At 49.9% G+C, this 22,526-nt stretch carries 17 protein-coding genes; 7 read left to right on the forward strand and 10 right to left on the reverse strand.

The features are described 5' to 3' along the window. Positions 1–127: 127 nt before the first annotated feature. Positions 128–814: a RipA family octameric membrane protein gene (locus tag CMR03_RS11750; RefSeq protein ID WP_096011640.1), complete on the forward strand. Its 687-nt coding sequence runs from the start codon at positions 128–130 to the stop codon at positions 812–814. A 290-nt stretch (positions 815–1,104) separates the two neighbouring features. Here the strand turns inward: CMR03_RS11750 and CMR03_RS11755 are convergent, their stop codons facing one another. Next, on the reverse strand, positions 1,105–1,926 hold the full coding sequence (locus tag CMR03_RS11755; protein ID WP_096011641.1) for a Cof-type HAD-IIB family hydrolase: 822 nt from the start codon (positions 1,924–1,926) through the stop codon (positions 1,105–1,107). 228 nt (positions 1,927–2,154) lie between these two features. On the opposite strand from CMR03_RS11755, the gene CMR03_RS11760 reads away from it, so the two are divergent. Next, complete coding sequence (locus tag CMR03_RS11760) at positions 2,155–3,417, forward strand: DUF1479 domain-containing protein (RefSeq protein WP_096011642.1); 1,263 nt, start codon at positions 2,155–2,157, stop codon at positions 3,415–3,417. 49 nt (positions 3,418–3,466) lie between these two features. Further along, positions 3,467–4,288, forward strand: coding sequence for a DeoR/GlpR family DNA-binding transcription regulator (locus tag CMR03_RS11765; RefSeq protein WP_096011643.1), 822 nt, complete (start codon positions 3,467–3,469; stop codon positions 4,286–4,288). Here CMR03_RS11765 and CMR03_RS11770 read toward each other — a convergent pair. Then, positions 4,232–5,239 (reverse strand): LacI family DNA-binding transcriptional regulator, encoded by a 1,008-nt coding sequence (locus CMR03_RS11770; RefSeq protein WP_096011644.1) that lies wholly within the window; start codon positions 5,237–5,239, stop codon positions 4,232–4,234. The genes CMR03_RS11765 and CMR03_RS11770 overlap by 57 nt on opposite strands. A gap of 312 nt (positions 5,240–5,551) precedes the next feature. Here CMR03_RS11770 and ascF point away from each other — a divergent pair, with 312 nt between their 5' ends. Together ascF and CMR03_RS11780 are read left to right on the forward strand one after the other, a co-directional pair. Next, a complete protein-coding gene (gene ascF, locus CMR03_RS11775; protein ID WP_096011645.1) occupies positions 5,552–6,988 on the forward strand; it encodes a PTS cellobiose/arbutin/salicin transporter subunit IIBC in 1,437 nt (478 codons plus the stop codon). 29 nt (positions 6,989–7,017) lie between these two features. After that, a complete protein-coding gene (locus CMR03_RS11780) occupies positions 7,018–8,448 on the forward strand; it encodes a 6-phospho-beta-glucosidase (RefSeq protein WP_096011646.1) in 1,431 nt (476 codons plus the stop codon). A gap of 115 nt (positions 8,449–8,563) precedes the next feature. On the opposite strand, the gene CMR03_RS11785 is transcribed toward CMR03_RS11780, so the two are convergent. Beyond that, positions 8,564–10,330 (reverse strand): sensor domain-containing phosphodiesterase, encoded by a 1,767-nt coding sequence (locus CMR03_RS11785; RefSeq protein ID WP_096011647.1) that lies wholly within the window; start codon positions 10,328–10,330, stop codon positions 8,564–8,566. A gap of 838 nt (positions 10,331–11,168) precedes the next feature. Between CMR03_RS11785 and CMR03_RS11790 the strand changes: the two genes are divergently transcribed. Beyond that, positions 11,169–11,408: a hypothetical protein gene (locus CMR03_RS11790; protein ID WP_096011648.1), complete on the forward strand. Its 240-nt coding sequence runs from the start codon at positions 11,169–11,171 to the stop codon at positions 11,406–11,408. A gap of 278 nt (positions 11,409–11,686) precedes the next feature. Here CMR03_RS11790 and CMR03_RS11795 read toward each other — a convergent pair whose 3' ends face one another. Continuing rightward, positions 11,687–12,457 carry a DeoR/GlpR family DNA-binding transcription regulator gene (locus tag CMR03_RS11795; protein WP_096011662.1) on the reverse strand — a complete coding sequence of 257 codons (771 nt, stop codon included), beginning with the start codon at positions 12,455–12,457 and terminating at the stop codon, positions 11,687–11,689. Positions 12,458–12,981: 524 nt separating this feature from the next. After that, on the reverse strand, positions 12,982–14,175 hold the full coding sequence (locus CMR03_RS11800) for a diguanylate phosphodiesterase (RefSeq protein ID WP_096011649.1): 1,194 nt from the start codon (positions 14,173–14,175) through the stop codon (positions 12,982–12,984). A 693-nt stretch (positions 14,176–14,868) separates the two neighbouring features. Between CMR03_RS11800 and CMR03_RS11805 the strand changes: the two genes are divergently transcribed. Beyond that, positions 14,869–16,644 carry an EAL domain-containing protein gene (locus CMR03_RS11805; RefSeq protein WP_096011650.1) on the forward strand — a complete coding sequence of 592 codons (1,776 nt, stop codon included), beginning with the start codon at positions 14,869–14,871 and terminating at the stop codon, positions 16,642–16,644. 62 nt (positions 16,645–16,706) lie between these two features. Here the strand turns inward: CMR03_RS11805 and CMR03_RS11810 are convergent, their stop codons facing one another. From CMR03_RS11810 to CMR03_RS11830, 5 genes are all read right to left on the reverse strand, one after another. Further along, the gene (locus CMR03_RS11810; protein ID WP_063877094.1) at positions 16,707–17,378 is read right to left on the reverse strand and encodes a hypothetical protein; all 672 of its coding nucleotides are present in this window, start codon (positions 17,376–17,378) and stop codon (positions 16,707–16,709) included. Positions 17,379–17,648: 270 nt separating this feature from the next. Beyond that, positions 17,649–18,161 carry a GrpB family protein gene (locus tag CMR03_RS11815; RefSeq protein ID WP_096011651.1) on the reverse strand — a complete coding sequence of 171 codons (513 nt, stop codon included), beginning with the start codon at positions 18,159–18,161 and terminating at the stop codon, positions 17,649–17,651. 15 nt (positions 18,162–18,176) lie between these two features. Beyond that, the gene (rluF, locus tag CMR03_RS11820) at positions 18,177–19,049 is read right to left on the reverse strand and encodes a 23S rRNA pseudouridine(2604) synthase RluF (protein WP_063876980.1); all 873 of its coding nucleotides are present in this window, start codon (positions 19,047–19,049) and stop codon (positions 18,177–18,179) included. Positions 19,050–19,245: 196 nt separating this feature from the next. After that, entirely contained in the window at positions 19,246–21,222 is a 1,977-nt protein-coding gene (locus tag CMR03_RS11825) for an autotransporter outer membrane beta-barrel domain-containing protein (RefSeq protein WP_096011652.1), read from the reverse strand. A gap of 295 nt (positions 21,223–21,517) precedes the next feature. After that, positions 21,518–22,396 (reverse strand): MurR/RpiR family transcriptional regulator, encoded by an 879-nt coding sequence (locus CMR03_RS11830; RefSeq protein WP_096011653.1) that lies wholly within the window; start codon positions 22,394–22,396, stop codon positions 21,518–21,520. Positions 22,397–22,526: the final 130 nt, after the last annotated feature.

Raw genomic sequence — 22,526 nt, forward strand, 5'->3', positions numbered from 1 at the left:
CGGCTGTCGTAAAACGCATTACCTGATACTTAACTGACTCAGCCTGAAGATTTTTAACGTGTGAAGCTTGTATCATTTCCTCTCAGGCAGACTAAAATAAGCGGAAATTTTACTGAGAATCCACGTAATGAATATTCCCCTGCACAGTGACCACAAGCCCTTTATCGAAGCCCTGCTGGATGAAAAGGTTGACGCGATTGAAATGCACTCGCCCCAGGCTGAACATATCGAACGCGCTTTCACCGTTGCGCTTCAGCAAAAGAACCGCGAAACCGAGGCAGACTGGAAACGCACGATAACCTTTTTAGCGTTGTTCGTGTTCCTTTATGCCGCGCTGGGTGCCTCGTTGACGCTGGATCTGAGTCCAGCCGGGGCGAGCCACAAAAGTATTGAGTATGCGCTGGAAGCCGTTCCAGTCCTGATTGCGTTTTCAGGCTTTTTTATCTCCGTCCTGTATCTGTTTATTGTACGCACGGGTTCACGACAACGTCGTAACTGGCAAAAAACCATCCTGATTTTAGAAAGATACACGACTGGAAACCTGTTTAAACTGACGCATCAGCAAGGCGCCGGCACCAGTAACTACTCGCTCTCGTCCATCATGCTAGCCCTGTCGATGTTCATTTGTCTCACCTGGTTGATTATCTATAACTATCTGACCTTCACCACCAGCGGCGTATTTGGCAGCGTGATTTCCCTGTTTATCAGCACGATGGTTTATGTGATTCTGGATATTCAGCTGCTGAAGCCCTGGCGATCGGATGCTGAAACGCAACCGTCAGGCACCGAAGAAGAGAAGAAAGCCGACAAATAATCCCCATCAGCCCGGTGTAAGCCGGGCTGTGGATCGCTATTCTGCAAGACCTGAAAACCACCCGGATGCTGACTCTGGGCTTTTACTACTGTCACTTAAAGTATGTTGTAACTATAGGCGACAACTTTTATGATGCTTTGGTACAGCGATGACGCTGGCACCTTACGCTGCCAGCGTCGTGAAAAGCTAATCATACACCTTTAATAACATCATTGATGTGACACTGTCACACCGATCTGATACACGGCATTTGCCTTTATGGGCACAGCACAAATCCCGGCGTTAAGGCGTTATTCAAAGGGAAACTCGCGCGCCAGAATCCGGGCAATTACATTTAGCGCCCCTTCATCCTGATTGCTTTCAGTTTTAAAACGCGCCACGGCGGATACCGGCTCTACGGCATTGGCCATCGCAAAACTGAAACAGGCCTGACGCAGCATTTCAATATCGTTCGCGCTGTCGCCAATCGCCACCACCTCACAATCGCTGATGCCCCATTTTTGTTGCAGCAAAGCAATGCCATGTGCTTTATGACAACCAGGAATAATCAGGTCGATAAAACCATAGCCACTCGATACGGGATGCATAATATGATCGATCTCGCCGAGTTGGTTATGCAAACGATCCATCAGGCTTTCAATGCCTTCGTGCGCCAGATTAAGCGAAAATTTAAAAATGGTGTCGTCAATATCATAAAGATTATCGCGCTTTTCGAGCCGATAATAATGGTTATTGAGCATCTGAATAACGCTTTCAGGCATGGAAGAATGAACATAAGCGCCCTTACGTCCACAAACGACCGTGCTGATATCCGGCTCTTTTGCCAGTATCTCCAACACGCGGTGCACGCTTTCCCTGGCCAGCTCACCACAAAAAATTTCCTGGTCGCCCTCTGACACCCACGCGCCATTTTCGGCGACAAAGGCGATTTCATTTTTGATGTCAGGAAAGTAGCGCTGTAGCTGATAATATTGATTGCCACTGGCGACAACAAAGCGAATGCCTTTTTGTTTTAGCAGGGCGTACTGGCGTGAAAAGCGCTGAACGTTGTACTGCTTATTTTCGTCCAGAAAAGTCCCATCCATATCAACTGCAATCATCCTTACTGCCATTGTCGTTCCCCCCTTGTCTCCCGGCCTGAATAGGCTGAATGTTGCTTCAAGCTTACTCGCTGTAGGGATTAATGAGAATTCCAATCATTAAATATCCTTCTGTTAGCTCACATTGTGCGCCAGTCGCGATTTTACCCATCAGCAATCTGTTAAACATAAGTTCATCTTTCGAATGTAATGAAAAAAATCTTCATCTGAAATATAAACTATCTGTTAAGGGCCACAATTATGACTGTGAAGCTTCAACACACACCGTTACCCCACGATATTCCAGCAGCGATCCGTCAGTTTAAGCAGCAGGTGCGTCAGCAGATCGGCGATGTTGAAGGCTTATTCAGTGAGGTTTGCAATAAAATCGAGCAGGCCATAAGCCAGGCCAAAGCGGAAGAACAACAGAGCGGCAGTTCCTGGCCGGTGATTTCACCCGAACAGATTACAGATGGCACGCTGACCCCTGAGACACGAGAAAGAATAAAACGTCGTGGCTGTGTGGTCGTAAAGCAGCATTTTCCTCGAGAACAGGCGCTGGCATGGGATGCCGCCATGTTGCGTTATCTGGATGAAAATCAGTTCGATGCACAGTATCGCGGTCCCGGGGACAATTTTTTTGGAAGTCTCGAAGCCTCCCGGCCTGAAATTTATCCGATTTACTGGTCTCAGGCGCAAATGGAGGCGCGCCAGAGTCATGAAATGGCACAGGTGCAGTCGTTTTTAAATCGCCTGTGGCGATTCGAATCCGAAGGTCAGCAATGGTTCGATCCGGATGTGAATCTTATCTATCCGGACCGAATTCGCCGACGTCCGCCGGGAACAACGTCGAAAGGGTTGGGCGCGCATACGGATTCCGGTGCGCTTGAACGCTGGTTGTTGCCCGCGTATCAACGCGTCTTTCGCTCGCTTTTTGACGGCAATGTTGAGCGTTACGACCCATGGAATGCGGCCCATCGTAGCGAAGTGAACGAGTTTGATGTTCCCGATACCACAAAATGCTCGGCTTTCCGCACGTTTCAGGGATGGACTGCGCTCTCCGATATGATGCCCGGTCAGGGCTTACTGCACGTGGTTCCCGTGCCGGAAGCCATCACCTATGTCCTGCTTCGACCGCTGTTATCGGATGTGGCTGACGATGAATTGTGTGGCGTTGAGCCGGGGCGCGTGCTTGCAGTAAATGAAAAATGGCACCCACATTTGATAAAGGGATTATGCTCGGTACCGGCGATTACGGCGGGCGACTCTGTCTGGTGGCACTGTGACCTCATTCACGCTGTCGCACCGGTTGAAAACCAGCAGGGCTGGGGCAATGTTATGTATATTCCCGCTGCGCCCATGTGTGATAAAAACCGGGCCTACGCGCACCTTGTCGCGCGCGCACTTGAGCAAGGCCATTCCCCTGCTGATTTTCCTCCTGAGCACTACGAAGCTGGCTGGAAAAATCGCTTTACCCTCGCCGATCTTAATCTCAACGGAAAACGGGGGCTGGGTTTAGCCTGAAACCCGTATCGCTTAACGTCAGCTTAATCCATGGATGCAAAGAACCACGATGAATACGCGTCAGCAACAAATTATCGAACTGGTTAATTCACGTGGCAGCATCGCCGTCAGCGAGCTGGCTCAGCTTGTCGGTGTTTCAGAGGTCACGGTACGTCAGGATCTCAACCAACTGGCGCAACAGCGGGTTCTGCGTCGGGTTCATGGCGCGGCCCAGTCGCTGGACAGCGACGATGTTGGCACGCGCATGAACACCCGTTATGGTATTAAGCTGGCTCTCGCTCGCTATGCCGCTGATCTGATCAATGATGGCGAGTCTGTATTGATTGAAGGCGGCAGCACCAATGCCCTGCTGGCACGCATGCTGGCCAGCCGTAAAAGCCTGACGTTAATCACGGTGAGCCACTATATCGGTCACCTGCTTAAAGATGCGGCTTGTGACGTGATTATTCTGGGTGGCATGTTGCAAAAGAGCAGCGAATCCATAACCGGCCCGTTAACCCGTTACTGTATTCAGCAGATTCACTTTCACAAAGCCTTTGTTGGCGCAGATGGCTGGCATCCGGAAACCGGCTTTACCGGTCGCGATATGCAGAGATGTGATGTGGTTGACGCCGTGCTGGCGAAAGGCGCAGACAGTTATGTTCTGACCGACAGATCTAAATTCGGGCAAATACATCCTTATCCCTTGTCGTCCGGTTATCAGCCTGGCCATGTTATTACAGAGGATGGGCTTTCCCCGGACGTGGTGGCCCGGCTTTCTGAGCAAGGTATCGCGCTGATGCAGGTCGGGATCGCCGCCTTGCAGGCAGAGACGTCAGGGGGCAACGGTGATGGAGTCGCGCAGGACAAGGCTGCCCTTAAAAGGCGTTAACGTCGTTAACTCGCCGCCATCCAGCATCGAAACCAGCCGGTTAATGGTCTCGTTAATCATATCGGTTACGGGAAATTTCACGCTGGAAAGCGCAGGAATAATGTAGGCCGCCAGCGGGATATCGTCAAAGCCAATCACGGAGACTGTCCCTGGCACAGCGATATTATTTTCCGTCAGCTGTTTGATGGCCCCAATAGCCATTTCATCATTGCTGGCAACGATGGCACTGAAGGATTGTCCCCTTGCGAGCAAGGTTTTCACCGCCAGCATGCCGCTTTGCGCGGTCCACTTTCCGTGCACAATAAGCTGCTGATTGATGGCGATTCCCTGCTCGCGTAGCGCGGTTTGATAGCCCGAAAGCCGTTCCTGACTGGTAGGTGAATCCAGTGATCCCGTAATAAACGCGATATTACGATGGCCCTGCTCCATCAGATAACGGACGGCCATCTGGCTGGCCATGTGCTGATCGCTATAAACGCAGAAGCTGTCATTGATACGCAGGCGACGATTAATGACCATGACAGGTTGCTTGTGCTGCGAGATCATCGCGTCCAGCTCGTCAATGCTGAGAAAGCGCGGATAGATAATAATGCCATCGCAACGCAGGTCGAGCAGAAACTGGATAGCCGCACGCTCCTGTTCCGCGGTGTGTTTACCATCGGCCAGGATCAATTGACGATTTTGCTGCTCCATAATTCTGGCAGAGTGCGACATCAGCTCACTAAAAATGTTACCGCTGTAAAGTGTGTTGGTGACCACCAGCCCAATGGTTTGGCTACTTTTGTTCGCCAGGTTGCGTGCCAGCAGATTTGGCCGATAGCCTGTCTCTGCAATGGCCTGTAATACGCGATCTCGTTTCTCCTGCCCCACATAACCATTGCCCGACAACACTCGCGATACTGTCGCTTTTGAGACGCCGGCGCGTTTTGCTACTTCAGATATTGTTGTCATGTTCTCGCTGCCCGTGTCCTCAGAGTAAATGCAGTCTACCTAAGCCTTTCATTATTTAAAATATTTGCCCTTAGCCCGGCATGGCGCTCTTTTCCACTTCGAGTGATTGCCATCACAAAAATAACAGATGGTCATTTTACGCTCTTGTTTAAACAGTAAAACATCTTCATGATTTTGTGAAACCGGTTTCCTATTTAGCTGCCCCTTCGGTCAGATACAACCTGAGTCAGGCTGACTGAAGGCGTATAACAATAAAGCGGCGGCTCCAGCGGAAACCCGAGCGCATTTTCCTCTACCCTACGAGATAAAATCATGCCAGGAAATTATGCAGAGATTTCACAGGCTATCGTTAATAAGCTGGGCGGTCTGAACAATATCAGTGCCGTCACGCATTGTATGACTCGCCTGCGTTTTGTGGTGAAAGACGATAGCCTGGTTGACCTTGCCGGATTAAAAACCCTCAATGGCATTATGGGCGTTGTGCATACCGATACACAGTTGCAGGTGATTATTGGCAATGATGTGTCGAAAGCTTATGAGGCAGTTTTGGCATTGGGCGATCCGCAGTCAGACGGTACTGCGCCCAGGAAACGGCGACTCACGCTAAAAAGCGTGGGGGCCGGTATTCTGGATGCGCTGGTCGGCACCATGTCACCGCTGATTCCCGCCNCAATGGTCAAGCTGTTGGCCATGATCCTGGATATGGCCGGTGTGTTTGAGAAAGGCTCATCGACTCTGGTCATATTGAACGTGATTGGAGATGGTGCTTTCTTCTTTTTGCCCATTATGGTGGCTGCGTCAGCGGCGCTTAAATTCAAGACGAACATGTCACTGGCGATAGCCATCGCTGGCGTCCTGGTGCATCCCAACTTTATTGACCTGATGGCTAAAGCGGCGCAGGGACAACCCGTCGAGTTTGCTTTTATCCCGGTAACGGCGGTGAAATATACCTATACGGTAATACCGGCGCTGGTGATGACGTGGATTTTGTCTCACATTGAACGTGGTGTGGACCGTATTACGCCTGCGGTAACAAAAAACTTTCTGAAGCCGATGTTGATTGTGCTGATCGCCGCACCGATTGCGATTGTCTTGATTGGCCCGATTGGTATCTGGATCGGCAGTGGAATCTCCGCCGTGGTTTACACCATTCACGGTTATTTGGGCTGGCTTTCGGTTGCGATTATGGGCGCGCTCTGGCCCTTGCTGGTGATGACCGGCATGCATCGGGTTTTCACACCCACTATTATCCAGACCATTGCTGAAACCGGTAAAGAGGGCATGGTTATGCCTTCGGAAATTGGCGCTAATCTGTCCCTTGGCGGCTCTTCACTCGCCGTCGCCTATAAAACGAAAAACCCGGAATTACGTCAAACCGCGCTGGCAGCAGCAGCCTCTGCCATTGTGGCCGGCATTTCTGAACCGGCCCTTTACGGTGTCGCTGTGCGTTTAAAACGCCCTTTGATTGCCAGTATGATCAGTGGGTTTATTTGTGGTGCCGTCGCCGGCATAGGCGGTTTGGCCAGCCATTCGATGGCATCACCCGGATTGTTTACCAGCGTTCAGTTTTTTGATCCAGCCAACCCGATGTCCATTGTTTGGGTTGTCGCGGTGATGGTGCTCTCTGTGGTGCTGTCATTTATTCTTACCCTGATTCTGGGCTTTGACGATATTCCTGAAACCACCAGCCTGGCAGCATCACAACCTAAGGTTTCACCTGAAAAAGCAAAAGCGGCTAACGCTAGCTGATCATTAATGACTGTGTTAAAGAGGATTTCATGTCTGAATCACGATTCCCGCAAGGATTTTTATGGGGCGGTGCCTTATCCGCAAATCAGTCAGAAGGCGCTTTTCTTGAAGGCGGGAAAGGATTAACCACCGTTGACATGCTCCCCATCGGGCCTGCACGTATGCCGGTCAAGCTGGGTCAGGAAAAACGTGACGCACTGCGGGACGATGAATTCTATCCCAGCCACACTGCGATCGATTTTTATCATCGTTATCGTGAAGACATCGCTTTAATGGCAGAAATGGGCTTTACGGTTTTTCGGACGTCGATTGCCTGGAGCCGTATTTTTCCGCGCGGCGATGAAGTCACGCCCAATGAAGAGGGGCTGGCTTTTTATCGTGACATGTTTACCGAATGTCGCAAGTACGGCATTGAACCCTTAGTGACGCTTTGCCATTTTGATGTACCTATGCATCTGGTTACGCAATACGGTTCGTGGCGCAATCGTAAAATGATCGATTTTTTTGCCCGTTATGCACGCAGTTGTTTTGAGGCGTTTGATGGTTTAGTGAAGTACTGGCTGACCTTTAATGAAATAAATATCATGCTGCACAGCCCTTTTTCGGGCGCAGGACTGGTATTTGAACCGGGTGAAAACAGTGAGCAGGTTAAATATCAGGCCGCTCACCATGAGCTGGTGGCAAGCGCGCGGGTGACAAAAATAGCTCATGAAATCAACCCGGATAATCAGATTGGCTGCATGCTGGCTGGCGGCAATTTTTATCCCTGGTCGAGCAAACCTGACGATGTCTGGGCGGCGCTGCAAAAAGATCGTGAGAATCTGTTTTTCATTGATATTCAGGCGCGGGGTGCCTATCCCGCCTACTCTGCTCGCCTTTTCCGCGAGAAAGGCATCCAGATTGAAATGGCAGAAGATGATGCTGATGTACTCATGAACACCGTCGATTTCGTGTCATTCAGTTACTATGCTTCCCGTTGTGCGTCCGCCGATATGAATGAGCAGAACAGCAGCGCGGCAAACGTGGTGAAATCCCTTACGAATCCGCATATTCAGCGTAGTGAATGGGGCTGGGGCATCGATCCGCTTGGACTCCGCATCACCATGAACATGATGTACGACCGTTACCAGAAGCCGCTTTTCCTGGTGGAGAATGGCCTGGGCGCACGCGATGAGGTCAATGATGAGGGCGAAATTATTGATGATTATCGCATCAGCTATTTGCGTGAGCACATTCGGGCCATGGGAGAGGCGATAGGTGATGGGATACCAGTAATCGGCTACACCACGTGGGGCTGTATTGACCTGATTGCCGCCTCAACGGGTGAGATGAGTAAACGCTATGGGTTTGTGTATGTCGATCGTGACGATCGTGGACAAGGCACGCTGGCCCGGCGGCGAAAAAAATCCTTCTGGTGGTATAAAAAAGTGATTGCCAGTAACGGCAGCGATCTGGATTGACGGCACAACGCGCATTCACCTTATTGCTGCCCGAGTGCGCGTTGTGCAAAACGCCCTGTACTCAGCTTGACTGACCGTACTGAGAAGGCGACAGATACTGTCGCCTTTATCGCGTTTACTTCTGCAGTAACCAGTGTTCGATATCGCTGGCTGGAAGCGGTTTCGAAAAGAAGTAACCCTGGATTTGATCGCAGCCGTATTGCTTCAGCAAACTCAGTGTGGCTTCTGTTTCTACACCTTCTGCCAACACCGTATAGTCCAACTCCTTCAACATCTGGATAATGCTTCTGACGATAATTCTGGAGGCAGAATCGCTATCCATCCGACTGATTAAAGACATATCGACCTTAATCACATCTAACGGAATTTCCTGCAGGTAACTAATGTTGCTGTAGCCTGTACCGAAATCGTCCAGTGAGATAATAAACCCGTGGGCTTTAAGCGCTTCGAGTCCATTAATCGCCACATCGCTTTCCGTTATCAACTCATTTTCCAGACATTCCACGCCCATTAATGATGTTGGCAATTCTGCAGCCTGCATCTTACTGGCTAAACTGGAAGCAAACTCCGCTCTGGAAAAGTCACGTTCGCTGACGTTGACGGATACCGGGATTAATTCAAATTCTTTATTCCACTGCGTTAACTGAATGATGACGCGATCGATAACCCAGTCAGTCAGCACCGAAATCAGGTTAGTTTTTACGGCCAACGGTATAAAGTCGACGGGAAACAGCTCGCCTCTTTCCGGATGGTGCCAGCGAATTAATGCCTCAAGCCCAACGGTTTTTCCCGTCTTTAAGCACACCTTTGGCTGATACGCGAGGTACAGGCCTTCGTCTTTTTTAAGCGCCTGGGCCAGATCGTTCATAATCAAGAAATCTTCCGTGCGCCGCGAATCGTATGCATGATCGAACGTCATAGCACCACCGTTCTGGTGAATACATTCGTGCAACGCACTGACCGCCTGACGGACAACTTCATTTGCATCAATATCGCGGGAAACAAACTCGGTCTCGCCTGCATAAACGTCGATATCAATGGTGATGTTATCCGCTAAATCTGCTTTAAGGTTGGTTAACACCTCAATGGTACTTTGCGCGCTATAGCCGCCAAAATAAGGCTGGATTAATGCAAAGCGCCCCGGTGCAAATGAATAAAGCATGTCATCTGGCTGAAGCTGAAGACGAGCGCTGACCAGCCCGGCAATTTGCCTGAGTAAGTTTTCCACTGGCGCAATGCCAAAGGTACGTGATAACTCATATGCCTGGGGAATATCAATACAGTCGATAAGGATCATGCGAAAACGACGATCGGGATTGCTGACGGCCAGCTGTTGCATGTCGCGAATCAGGCGTGGCCGGTTCGGTAGATGCGTAATCAGATCGGTGAAACTGGCAAGATTCCATGCATCCAGAAAGGATGTCACCAGTCTTGCCAGCGACTTCAGTGTTTCCAACTGCTCATCACTAAACGTATGAGGCTGCGTATCGGTCACGCAAAGCGTCCCTAACACCAGCCCTTCCAGATTGTATAACGACACGCCCGCATAAAACCGGATGTGAGGTTCACCCTCAACTAAGGGATGAAAAGTGAAGCGGCTGTCTTGCAATGTATCCTGTACAACGAGCTGCCCGTCGCCATCAATAACATGACGACACAAGGAAACTTCGCGTGCTGATTCTTTGAGGTTAAAGTTGCGGGAAACCTTAATATACTGATTTTTATCATCAATAATTGAAATAAAACTGCCTGAAATACCCAGCGCCTGCGCGGCAAGATGAACAAATTTTTCCAGCACCTCATCCCTGGTAATATCAGGTGACAAAAGTGCTTTAACCGCTTTAAGACGATTTTCGTCATTGCCACTTTGATTATCGTGCACAACAGCCTCCCCTTGTGCGGGTGCAAAAAACGCAGAAAAACAATTTAGCTTAAATTTAAATATTTAGCGCCATATTAACCGACAATTTATAGCAAACAGGGGCCATGTGCGACTGTATAACATGCGCGAAACTGTTTTCAGAAATTTTTAACATGATACCGTGCTGCCAGCATCGGGTTTGCCGTTTCTCTGAACAACAGTGGCGATTAATAACCCATAAAAGCGGTAATTAAATAATCGCGCAAATAATAACAATTGTTATTACTTTTATGATTACCATCAATCCCTTAAAGGCGCTTGCCGTTAATCCTGATGGCCTGAGAGATAATACCAGAATCCTTTTAATTCAAGTTGTTAATTCTGTGAAATTGATCTCTTTGGGTCGTGTTGCCCAACCTGTTACCGCGACATCTTCATTGCGTTGCTGAAGTCAAAATCGTCGCTCAGTGACAAGATCACAACGCGCAGTAAAGGATTAGTGAAGCCAACATCCATAACCGCGCCCCTGTGTGTGCATAGCTGCATAAATAATTTGCGGATGGAGCAAGGCCTGGCCGCTTAAGGCGGCTTTTCCATTGTGCGCGGAGGCGGTTGTCGATGCAGACTGTAGCAGCCCTTCTGTCATCGCCCCTCACTTTCCTTTAGATCTCTGTGTGAACAGACTTCGAAATCTTCCCTTCACGTAGTAAGCTACGCCCTTACAGCCAACATGGGCTATCTTCCCCTGACCGTTCTGCAACGACGAATACTCACGGGCGCCTGTTTGACCACGATTAACTGATTTAAACCCCCAGCGCCTCTTCAGGGTTGCTGGTCAGGGTTGTTCAGGAATGGAAGTATGCTTACCGAAGAACAGTTGAATGATATTGTCAGTCGCCCGGATGGGGTTTCACATCAGGTTGTGGCAATGGCAAAAGAGTTACTCGCGTACCGTGCCGCTTTTGCGCATCCTTACGCGGTCATAGAGCCTTTGGGAATGACCTATATTGGCGACGAAAATGCGGCGATGGTCTGGCATCCAAAACATGTTGAAGAAGGTGACACCTGTCTGTATCTGAAACCCCGTATCGAAGCCTAGTGGTGACACTGCGATGCTGATCGTTGCACCAATGCGCCAGAGTAGCCATGACAGATGGCTTATTTCAGGATCAGAGAGAACATGCATCTTTCAGATTGCCCATTAATTTCACCATCACCATTCACGCCTTGCGCTGTGCTGCCGTTCGCTTTTACAGACGAGGATTACACCAGGGCGCGAAGGTTTCAGCGATATTCACGCAAGCGAGCCGTCACTGCGTCAGGCTACCTCCACGAATACCTGTTGAGCAGGCTGCCTGATTAGCACAATGAGGCTGTTTATAACGGATCTGCGATGGTCAGCGTCGGCGTCAGTTTTGACTGAAGCGCTTGCCTGATCTCAACGTCCAGATTAGCATCGGTGACAATATCGGTGAGCTCATTTAAATGCACCACATTGAAGAGTGACCATGCCCCATATTTTGAGCTGTCCGCCAGTAAAATCCGGCGATGAGCGTTCATTATCAGATCGTGTTTCAGTGCCGCTTTTTCTTCTGTCGGGGAAGTTACGCCTTTAGCGAGGTCCCAGCCGTTGCCACTCAGAAACGCAATATCAGGATGAATATTGTTGAGCATTTTACGCCCGTGATCGCCAATACAGGACTGGCTGCTCTCATCAATGCGCCCACCGATTATTGTCACTTCGATTTGTTTGAACTCTGAGAGAAACAGGGCGATGTGTAAGTCATTGGTAATCACGCGCAACGGCATATGGGTAATTTGCCGGGCCAGTTCAAACATCGTGGTGCCCGCATCCAGAATGACAGCATCGCCGGCTTTAACAAAGCTGGCCGCCACGCGCGCGATAGCATGTTTTTCCACCAGATTACGCGAGGACTTTTCCAGCGTGGTCGGCTGAGAAGGGATAAACCGATTCAGTGTCACACCGCCATGTGTTCGGCTGACAACACCTTCGTGATCGAGTTTAATCAGATCGCGTCTGATCGTTGCCGGTGAGGCACCCGTTACCGTAACAAGCTGCTCAACTGTGACCAGATTATTCCCTTTGAGGTAATTCATTATCGATTCTAAACGGCTGTTTTCTTTCATATTATAAATGCCCGATAAGGTTTTTATTTTCCGTAATGCCGCTATGATCGCAAACTGTGCTTTTTCTGTCCAGGCAATCTCGGAAAAGAGGATTGCGCCGACGCATTTGTAAGTGTGAATGGTTGTTTTGGCACAACGGCTCATTCGCAAAATGCGAAAGACGGCATTAGGTGCAGCGAAGAGAAAACATCCCGCTCTTTTCAGGAAAATTAATCCCGTAAATAATGTCGGTGCGCCTGGCTAATTTTATTTGCCGTTTAAAAGTCCGGTATTTTCTCAGCTGTATGTCTTTTCATATAACGCTTATAACGCACGAATAAAGACAGCTATCTCGGTAAACAGGCGGGCGAACGTTATATCCAGAGCAGGTTTTATCTGGGTATCAAAGGGGAATGTAGAGCGTACAACGTGGGGAGCATCATGATTGAAGTCAAAGGGGAATGAGAGCAGCGATCCATGCTGCTGTTGATATATCGCAAAGCGTTTAATAGCTGCGCTATTCGCCGCGAGGCGATAGGGCAACACTACATAGCATCACGATATTCAGGCCAGGCAACCGCATCGGCATGACCCGAACCTGCAGAGGCAAACAGACTGCCCTGGAAGTTGATAATGCCCGCCGCTTCAAGCCACATCCACTCCTCGGCCTTAACGATACCAGCAGCGATCACCGTGATCTCTAAGGCAGAACAGCATTTGATAATCGCCTGGACAACCGCCTGCTTAGGGCCGCTCCGATGAACATCCGTTGTAATACTGGAATCGATACGAATGCGATCGGGCTGGATGTGTGTCAGTAACGACAGGCCAGCTGATCCCGCACCAAAGTTATCGACGGACAAACTGATACCTGCGGCTTTGAGCTGCCTGACGGCAACGGAAAACGCTTCGAGTCTGGAGATGACTTCGGTTTCGCTCACGCCAAGCACCACCTGTTCCGGGACTAATCCGGCCGCATTGATTGTCGAGACAATCTTTGCAACCGCATCCGGCACCACCACCAGCGTCATGGGAAGCAGGCTGACATACAGGGTCATTTCATCCGGACAGGCCCTGCCCGCCATGTCGAAAGCCTTGATCACCGCCTCGAGGTCAGCATCATGTAACGCTTGCTCGGAGCCGTTCTGGTCGGTGCCACGATGACGCGTATCCGTGATTGCCTCAATCGCTGTGACCTGTCTGGCAAGAGGATCGACCACCGGGCGGAAACTAATACCGGAGGAAGCGGGTTTTGCCGTACTCATCGCAGGACGATCGGGAATAAACTCCCAGTATTCGGATGGCAAAACCTCGTAATAGTTTTCTTTCTCACGCGCTTCGACAAAGGTACGCAGAAACTGCAACGCCCTGTCAGCGTAGGTCAGTTGGTACTTAGACGTGCCTTTATCGAGTACAGCCTGAAGCACGGTTGAACGATCGTGCTGGCGTAAATCAAACAGCTCCATACCGGCATTACCAAACCGACGGGATGGTGCGTAGTCACGCATCAATTCAACCACGTTGTGATGGCGGCGAGCGGCACAGATGCGCTGGTAAACGGCAAGCACGCCCTCTTCAGGGCCTTCCAGTAACTGGAAAAAATGGGTGCCATTAAAGAGCAAAATGCCGGTCACTTCATGGGAAGCATTGAATATGCTGGCATCGTCCACCATGTCAGGAAGCGTCTTAACGGGCACGTCATCTGAGATGTGGCTGCGATAAATAATTGTGGTCAGCAAAGGGCAGCTCCAACGTCATCGTGATTGAGGCTGTTAGCTTATCAGTTATTGTCCTGATATGCAGGTATCGGTTGGGAGATGAGCACGATAATTTACATTAATATGCAACAGAAATGATTCTCAGGTAAGACAACGCACAGGTTGGCCCTGTAAAAAGGTTATCACCTCAATGATTAATTTTATTTATTTAATGTCGCATTTCCCATTTCACGCATTCAGAGATAATGCTGCGGCTCAGGGCTGTTCATAACCCCCTGCCCGCTGTTAATCATGATTAATCCCTTGTATTAACGGCTAATTTCACAAAAACCCCAGAATGCGGCGATGTGGTACACTAACTTATGACGTTTACCCGGTTATTCTCACGCCCGATCATACATTAACAAAAGCAAACTATAGAGTTAATTTAATTTAGCGCACAATATTAAGTGAACGCGACCCTGTTTAATTAAATAACTGCAATGTTATTTAACCTTACTGGCCAGAAAAAACCTTTTAAAAATGACACTGACGCCAATGATAATTTTAATTTGCGTTAAGTGGGCAGGGATAAAAAAATAATTACGCCTTGACCCTTCTAAAGAAAAAATTAATTTAATTGCTTTTGCCTTTTATAATGATTGGGCTTTATTTTCGCTATTTATCGTACACTCTTCTTTTGCAGTTTCATTGAGCAAACGGGCAGGAGCGGAAATGTCTACGGAATCTAGCGACAAGGAACATCACCGCACCAGTGCAACAAAAGCACTTAGTCTTTCCGATCGGGGCCGGGATGAGGTGCTGAAAAAATTCTTGCGTCTGGCCAGTCAACTGCTGGGTATCAATGGAAGTTACATTACTGTTCTGAACGATGACCAGCATATTGTTCGCGCCAACTATAATATTGAGCTGCAGGATACGTCACGCGAGCAAGCGCTGTGCCGATATGTTGTGGAAGGCGGCGCAACGGTCATTGTACCGGACACCACCTGCGATTCACGTTTTGCCCATCATCCACTGATCAGGCATGCACCTTTCATCCGCTTTTATGTAGGTACGCCGCTAAAAAACCGCAATGGCCAGATACTGGGCACGCTGTGTTTGACGGATACAGTGCCGCGCCCTTTCAATGACCAGCAAAAAAAAATAACAGAATCCCTGGCTGGGTTAATCATCGCTTTTCTTGATGCCTGGCACTCCGCGGCTTTCATCGAACCGGTTACCGGGTTAGCCAACCGCGAACGTCTTATTCGCGATATACAGCACCTTGCCACCCAAAAGGATAAATCGCTGCGCCGTCTGGTGTTGATTGATTGTATCGATATGTCCCGCGCGTTTGAGTTATCCCGATCGTTGGGCATGGCCGCGCTGGAGTCACTGCTGAAAGATGTCGCGACACTATTGCTGTTACGCCTTCGGCCAACTAATGGCTGCCAGTTTTACACTATCGCAACAGGACGTTTTGCTATTTTAACCCAGGCTGACAGCCCCGTGAGTGCAACCTGGGTAGCTGAGCGACTGGGAGCGATCAGCGCTGATATGGGCGACGGTCTGACCATGGCGCTGACGACCTATACGGAGCAAACTGATTTTATTGCCAGCGATGCGCCGCCTTATGAAGTCCTCCGACGGGCAGTCAATGCGCTGGAGTACATCAGCGGACAGACATTATCTCAGGTTCGTTTTGATGAAATCAGCGACATAAGCTGCGCGACTGATGTCACCTTGATGAGCGACCTGGCAGAAGCCTTACGGCACAATCACGGCTTATTCTTGGTTTTTCAGCCCAAAGTCTGTATTAAAAGTGGTAAACCCGTTGGTCTTGAAGCACAGGTGCGTTGGCATCATCCGTTACGCGGTGAGCTGTTAGCAGATCACTTTGTCGCTCTGGCTAAAGGGACGGAACTTGATACGCAACTGACAACCTGGCAGGTCGACAGCGCCATTTCCCGCCTTAAACGTTTACGACATCATCATGTCCAGTTGCCAATAACAATCAGTATTAATGAGCGAGATATTGCTGACAGCACGTTTGCAGAAAAACTGGCTGAAAAAATGCTCAAGGCCGCCCTTCCCACATCAATGCTTATCATCAACATATTGAAAACCGAGCATATGATTGACAGTCCAACCGCTATGCTCGGACTGGAAATGCTCAGGCTTTCAGGCTTCAGCATGTCATGGGAAGATACGGCTAAGGGCTACAGCAAAATACGTTACCTACGACAGAGCCCGCCTGAAGTCATAAAACTTGATAACGTACTGGCAAAAGAACTTAATGCCAGGATCACGTCACGTCTGATTGCCCACAGCATTTTTACTACCTTAAAAGCGCTCAATACCCTTGTGCTGGCCGATGGAAAAGATTACCCGCCATCGGTTTCTCCGCCTTTAGAAGACCGTGACGATGTTGCACGTGAGTATTTTAATATAAAGCCAATGGCTGAGACGGAGCTTGATACCTGGCTTAAATGGAAGCTGCCTGGCTGAGACCCTGGATAATGACGTTTTAACCAGAGCAGGTTTCTGCCCACTCCGCGCTCGCCGTTTTTTTATTTCCTTGCCAGGTAACGTTTACTGTCACGAGCCTGAATACGCGCGGCCGTTGGCGAAGGGAAAATATAATTAAACAGGTCACGATACAGGCCCAGATGTTTAATCACGCCTTCACGAATGTTTTTGGTGATGTCATTGACCAAAAAGTCGCTCGTGGTATTGAAACTTCCCATTTTAAAAAAGGCTTTATCAAAAACGGTAATAGTACCTTCCCATTTCATATGATATTCATCTCGGGCGACATCATGGGTGGCAATAAACAGGCCTTTATGTGTTTTTACACCGTGGTTACCCACATACGTCACCTGTGAATCGTAGCCACGCTTGTTGCGCCAACGGCAAAATTCATAAGGCACATCATAATGCGGCAAAATAAAATCGGGACAGCGAAAATTCTCATCACTCAATAAGCCGTCCAGCGTGACGGAAAAATGCAAAAAATCCTGCATGAAATCGAACTGTCGGGTTTTAGTTAATTCAACGTTGATGGTGAAATGACCTGAGTGCACATACCAGTAATTAGTAAATCCATTCACGAGAATACAAAATACCTGCCAGTCACTGAGCCGTCGATCCCCGGCTAATCCTCTGAAACGGCTGATCATCAACCTTGATTTCGGGTTCTGATACGCCTTAAGCAACGGATCATTCATACCTTTCAGTAACATCAGGCCCACTCCTTTGTTATTTGGCTTATCCTGCCATGCCGTTTTCATCCTGAAAAGGTGGCGTCCTCTGATTGTGCGGCGTTAAGCACGGCTTCAGTAATGCTTTAATCACTCGCGCGCTACACAGGTATCTTCACCCCATCCTGTCCGTTGTTTTTGTATGAGGCTACGGATTTCAGGCGCGCTTATTTCCTGAGCAGGCAAGCACACGCAGGGCTGAAACGGTTGTCGGGCGTCAGCGGATATAGCGTTAAAATTTGAGCGGATAAATCAGAATGGGAATATGGCTAATGCCCGTTGCTGATGACAGGCAATAAAATCATGTTTCAATTGACCGTAAATCTTGATGTCGCCCTGACAGGCAAGTTGTGCAGCGCGTTTAACCGCCGCATATTCATCCCGTACCTTTGGAGAGTGACGTAAATAATCCCGAAAGGCGAGATGCCGCCTGATATCGGGGCTGCCAGAGATAAAAGCATGAATGTGGTGGGTCCGCGCCTCCGCACCTTTCGTGAAATAGCGTCTCCCCGGCATCCCGTTTTCTCCGCGCGATTGGTAGCCCATCAGTATTAGCGCCTCAGCAGTCGGGGAGTCATGATTTAACACTTCTGTCAACATATCGATGACGGGTTTTGCCGCTAAGCCTTCCACAGCTGTACTGCCAATGTGATGGATAGTCACAAGCGTGTCGCCCAGCGCCGCCGCAACAGCGGCAGCTTCAGTTGAAAAGTGATCTGCCCATTCAGGCCGGTATTCACTGATAATTAGCGGGCGTGGACGCATTGACAGGCACCTGTGTTAACGCCCTTTTTTCTTACGGCCGGGCTGGTTGAAACGCTTGCGCGACGCAGATTTATCCTCGGTCTTATCACCCTGCTTAGGTGCACTTTTCATCGGCTTTTTCGCCGCCGGACTTTTTTGTGATGTTTTCTTCGCTGGTTTTTCATCCGAGGATGAGTTTTCCAGTAATTTGAACAGCTCGACTAATTCATCATCCGTCAGATCGCGCCATTCACCCAAGGGAATGCCCTTGAGATTGACGTTCATGATGCGCGTGCGTTCAAGCTTCGTCACTTCATAGCCAAAGTGTTTGCACATGCGACGGATTTGCCGGTTAAGCCCCTGAACCAGCGTAATACGAAACACATAAGGCGCTTCTTTCTTTACTTTGCATTTTTTGGTCACCGTTCCCAACATAGGAACGCCTGCCGCCATGCCCGCAATAAACTCATCGGTAACAGGTTTATCGACGGTAACCACATATTCCTTTTCGTGGTTATTGCCGGCACGTAAAATTTTATTGACCAGGTCGCCGTGGTTGGTCAGAAAAATTAAGCCCTGGGAATCTTTATCAAGACGACCAATAGGAAACACGCGTTTGCTGTGATTAACAAAGTCACTGATATTATCGCGCTCACCCTCTTCCATGGTGGTAATAATCCCGGTGGGCTTGTTCAGTGCAATCAGCACTAAATCATCTTCATCACGTGGCTCAATTAACTGACCATTCACTTTTACGACATCGCCGGCAAAAACCTGGGCACCCACCGCGGCGCGTTTGCCATTGATGAAAACGTTACCCTGTTCGATAAAGCGATCGGCATCGCGACGAGAGCATATTCCGCTCTCACTGATGTATTTATTGAGCCGTGTAGATGAATTGGTCAGCATGGTTCCTCCAAAAACGCGAACTATACCTTACCAAAACACGCTTGCGAAGCGGGTGGCGTCAAACTTTCTGTGCCACCTGCCCTGTCCCACCGGAAGTTATCATTGCACGCCATGACGTCATTGCAACGGATGAATTGGCCCGGCTCAGTCTGATAAGTAAGAATAAAATGTCTCGCGTCCCTGCGAATCACTCACCCTAAAAGCGTGCGCTCAGACCCAGGTTCCATGTGACTTCATGATAATCACTGGCACCCGCCACCGTCGATACGGCGGCATAAGCGGTTACCGTATCGCCGAAGGGTACGTTCGCGCCAACAGCCATATCCACCCAGTCTTTATCCTGGCCTGCACTGTTACGTCGGAAGGCAGTACGGGTCGATTTTAAACCTGCGCTCACTGAGGAGTCAGTATCTCCAAACTGATGGTTATAACTCACCTGCGCCCATGGATTGATCCATAAGCCTTTGGTGTCGACACGCCAACCTGCTGCGCCAACTTGTGAGTGCCGGGTTTGCCCGGAGAACCGCATCGCACTGCTGCTGTCGCCGAGCTCCTGGTAACCGTCCGCCTTAACATAGTCCAGCGCATAGCTGGCAACGGGCCCGGTGGTGACCACATTGCCTAACGGTAAATCCCAGCCCGTTTGCAGCCGCATCCCCATGAGTTTTCCTGCGCTGCTTCCCTGTTCTGTGCGGGTAGCGGGCCCGAGTTTAATCTGACGTTCTATCCCGTCATAATCCAGATCCGCATAGTGAACATCGGCGTTCACCCACAGCTGATCCAATAGCTGAAGCTGGCTCCAGAGCGCGACCATGTTGCCACGAAGCCGGTAATCATAACGATCAGAGGGCTGCTGCCGTTGACTGGCAGTCGACAGCAATGCCCCCGCCTGCCAGTTATCGGTGAGCTGATAACCGATGCCAACAGACAGATTAGCGGTATCGGTGTCGCCATCGTTAAAAACATCATCTTTGTTGCGGGCGTGCTGACCGGCATAACCGCCAAACACCGTGAACTGACCTGCTTCTGAAGCTTGCTTGCGCTGTTGCTGTAAATGACCATCCAGTGTGTTGTGCATATCATGCAGCATGGCCAGGGGTGCCTGGGTCAGCACAGCCACCTGGGCGGGCGCATCCAGAATCGACTGGATGTAGTCAGCGATAATGGCATGTACGGCAGGACTGGGATGAAGACGATCGGCAAACAGATAATTTTGCTGGGATGAAAAACCCGCTGTTGCTGAGGTACAGTTTACGGAAGAAGTGCCGGGTGGACAGGCCATGCCTGCCGTATTACTCAGCCCGTACAGGGCGGGATTTTGGATGACTTCACTGAAGAGTCCATTGATATCCACCCGAACAATATTTCCCTGGGTGGTTGCCAGTGCGTTTTCTTCAAGCTGGTTATACCGCGCGGTCAGTGCTGCCGCCTGACCGCTCAGCTGCTGCCATGCTGCAAATAACTGTTGCGCAATCAGGTCGCGAACCGCGGGCACACTTGAAAGTTGCGCGGCGGCCTGATTAAACGCAGCCTGAATGGCCTGCTGTCGCGCTGCATTATCAGGCGTGGCTGCCGCGTCCAGAGACTGAAACGCAGCAGCCACGGCAGCGGAACTGAACGGCTGAAGAATCGCCTCTATTAATGCGGGTGTCGCCCCCACATTGGGTACCGTCGGCACAATCACGGTGCCCGCGCCAGCATCAAGTAGCGCCTTGACCTGGCTGGCTGCCGCGCCTGCACTGTTATCTACAATCGATGTGGCCAATGGCGGAAGAGCAACCGCCGCCGCCAGATCGTTGCCGCCTATCCAGTGAATATACAAGCCATTGGGATCGGCCCGACCATTGGTAGAAGCCAGATAACGGGCAACCTGATCCTGAGTATTAAATTGTGGATTAAGGGCAGGCACAGCAACGGCGCCTCCTGCTGCGTAATTGCTACCGCCAGCGGAAGAGGGTTGCAATGTCAGCCCTGCTTCGCGAGCGATAATTTCATCATAAAGCAGATTATTTGCGGAATTATACGTAAACCGGCCGACGTTTCCTGTATCGCTCAGGCTGTCACCAAATACGGTAAGACTGTCCCATGCCATTACCGGCAGCGGGGTTATCAGGGCACTCATGGTGGCAAGGGCCACTAGCGACACAGGAAACCATGCACGATCTTTCTTCATGATTAGCTCCGTTCAGGGACGTAACAAGGATGGATAAATCGAAGAACAGCAAATAACGTCACGGCAGAGTAATAGCCGTTGATTGAAGAACGCTCCAGGCGAAAGCAGGCGTGTGCTCGCAAAAACAGAAATTTTTTTTAAAATTCCGAAAAATGCCAGCCCCCTGCTCATCGCTGATGCCGGGATACGTTCAAAAATGCGCCTTAACGGTTGAGGGCGACTGTTCAGCCCTGGGCCGTGGCAACGCGGGATTTGCCAGATTATCGTCCAGCTTTGTTACACCAAAACGGATGCGCTATTTCTTAGCCGCAGGCTTAAGCCCTCTGTAGAAATCCTGCAGACGTTTCATCGTTTTCACTGTGCGGTCTGGCAGGGAAGAGGCAACCGATAAAATCATCATCTCCAGGCAAACCATGACGGTGCCATGTAGCGGGATGCGGCCATTTTCTCCCCCGCGCGGAACGTGGATCACCACGTCAGCTTCCCGGGCAAAAAACGAGTCGGTGGCATTGGTGAGTAAAATAACAGGAATGCTGAGCCTTTTGGCTTCGCGTATCACGGTGCTGCCCTCACGATGCGCTGACTTCTGCGCCATCATCACCAGTACATCGCCCCGTTGCAAAGCCAACATTTGCTCCGCCAACGCAATGCCTGCACGATTAAGTGAAAACGCCGGTAAGCCAATGCGGTTTAACAGCCGGGCGCTGTAATCAGCGAGGATGCCTGAGGCATTGATCCCAAAAATGGCAACCTGACGGGCTTCGATCATCAATGAAGTCGCCTCAGCCAGCGCCTGACGGTTGTGCTCAGAAGATAAAACGTGGCACGCATGAAGATGTCCCTGCAAAACAAAGTCTATTGAGGAGGAGACATCACGCGTCACGTCATTCACCGTGGTGATCATCTTCTCTTCAGAAGACATGCCAGGCCCGAACCAGGCCTGCAGCACTTTTTTGAGATCGCGCAAACCTGAAAAACCCAGCGCCTGGATGGCACGGATAACGGTGGCGTCAGACGTATGGTTAGCAGTAGCAATTTCCATTGCCGTACTGTCAATCACCGTTTCCCGGTTGTCATTTATATAATGTGCAACCACCAGAAGGCGTGGAGAGAGTTGTTGCTCACGTGAACGTAAACGCTCACCCAATATGTCAACGCGGCTTTTAGCTTGCATTCCGATGATCGTCCGCCTTTTTTAAATAGCAAAAACACTGTGACATACCCTTTTCGTTTTCCCGGTTAACTAAGCACAGGTGAGAAAATCCCATTGCCTGAGGCTCAGTAAAGCTTTTAAGGACCCGGTT

The organism is Pantoea allii, from assembly GCF_002307475.1.
Taxonomy (GTDB): domain Bacteria; phylum Pseudomonadota; class Gammaproteobacteria; order Enterobacterales; family Enterobacteriaceae; genus Pantoea; species Pantoea allii.

What these genes read in the sequence shown, in the direction of transcription:
- CMR03_RS11825 (WP_096011652.1), bottom strand. Translation starts at nt 21,222, where the DNA reads ATGAAGAAAGATCGTGCATGGTTTCCTGTGTCGCTAGTGGCCCTTGCC.
- CMR03_RS11765 (WP_096011643.1), top strand. Translation starts at nt 3,467, where the DNA reads ATGAATACGCGTCAGCAACAAATTATCGAACTGGTTAATTCACGTGGC.
- CMR03_RS11810 (WP_063877094.1), bottom strand. Translation starts at nt 17,378, where the DNA reads ATGTTACTGAAAGGTATGAATGATCCGTTGCTTAAGGCGTATCAGAAC.
- CMR03_RS11805 (WP_096011650.1), top strand. Translation starts at nt 14,869, where the DNA reads ATGTCTACGGAATCTAGCGACAAGGAACATCACCGCACCAGTGCAACA.
- CMR03_RS11830 (WP_096011653.1), bottom strand. Translation starts at nt 22,396, where the DNA reads ATGCAAGCTAAAAGCCGCGTTGACATATTGGGTGAGCGTTTACGTTCA.
- CMR03_RS11780 (WP_096011646.1), top strand. Translation starts at nt 7,018, where the DNA reads ATGTCTGAATCACGATTCCCGCAAGGATTTTTATGGGGCGGTGCCTTA.
- CMR03_RS11755 (WP_096011641.1), bottom strand. Translation starts at nt 1,926, where the DNA reads ATGGCAGTAAGGATGATTGCAGTTGATATGGATGGGACTTTTCTGGAC.
- CMR03_RS11815 (WP_096011651.1), bottom strand. Translation starts at nt 18,161, where the DNA reads ATGCGTCCACGCCCGCTAATTATCAGTGAATACCGGCCTGAATGGGCA.
- CMR03_RS11750 (WP_096011640.1), top strand. Translation starts at nt 128, where the DNA reads ATGAATATTCCCCTGCACAGTGACCACAAGCCCTTTATCGAAGCCCTG.
- rluF (WP_063876980.1), bottom strand. Translation starts at nt 19,049, where the DNA reads ATGCTGACCAATTCATCTACACGGCTCAATAAATACATCAGTGAGAGC.
- CMR03_RS11770 (WP_096011644.1), bottom strand. Translation starts at nt 5,239, where the DNA reads ATGACAACAATATCTGAAGTAGCAAAACGCGCCGGCGTCTCAAAAGCG.
- CMR03_RS11795 (WP_096011662.1), bottom strand. Translation starts at nt 12,457, where the DNA reads ATGAAAGAAAACAGCCGTTTAGAATCGATAATGAATTACCTCAAAGGG.
- CMR03_RS11760 (WP_096011642.1), top strand. Translation starts at nt 2,155, where the DNA reads ATGACTGTGAAGCTTCAACACACACCGTTACCCCACGATATTCCAGCA.
- CMR03_RS11790 (WP_096011648.1), top strand. Translation starts at nt 11,169, where the DNA reads ATGCTTACCGAAGAACAGTTGAATGATATTGTCAGTCGCCCGGATGGG.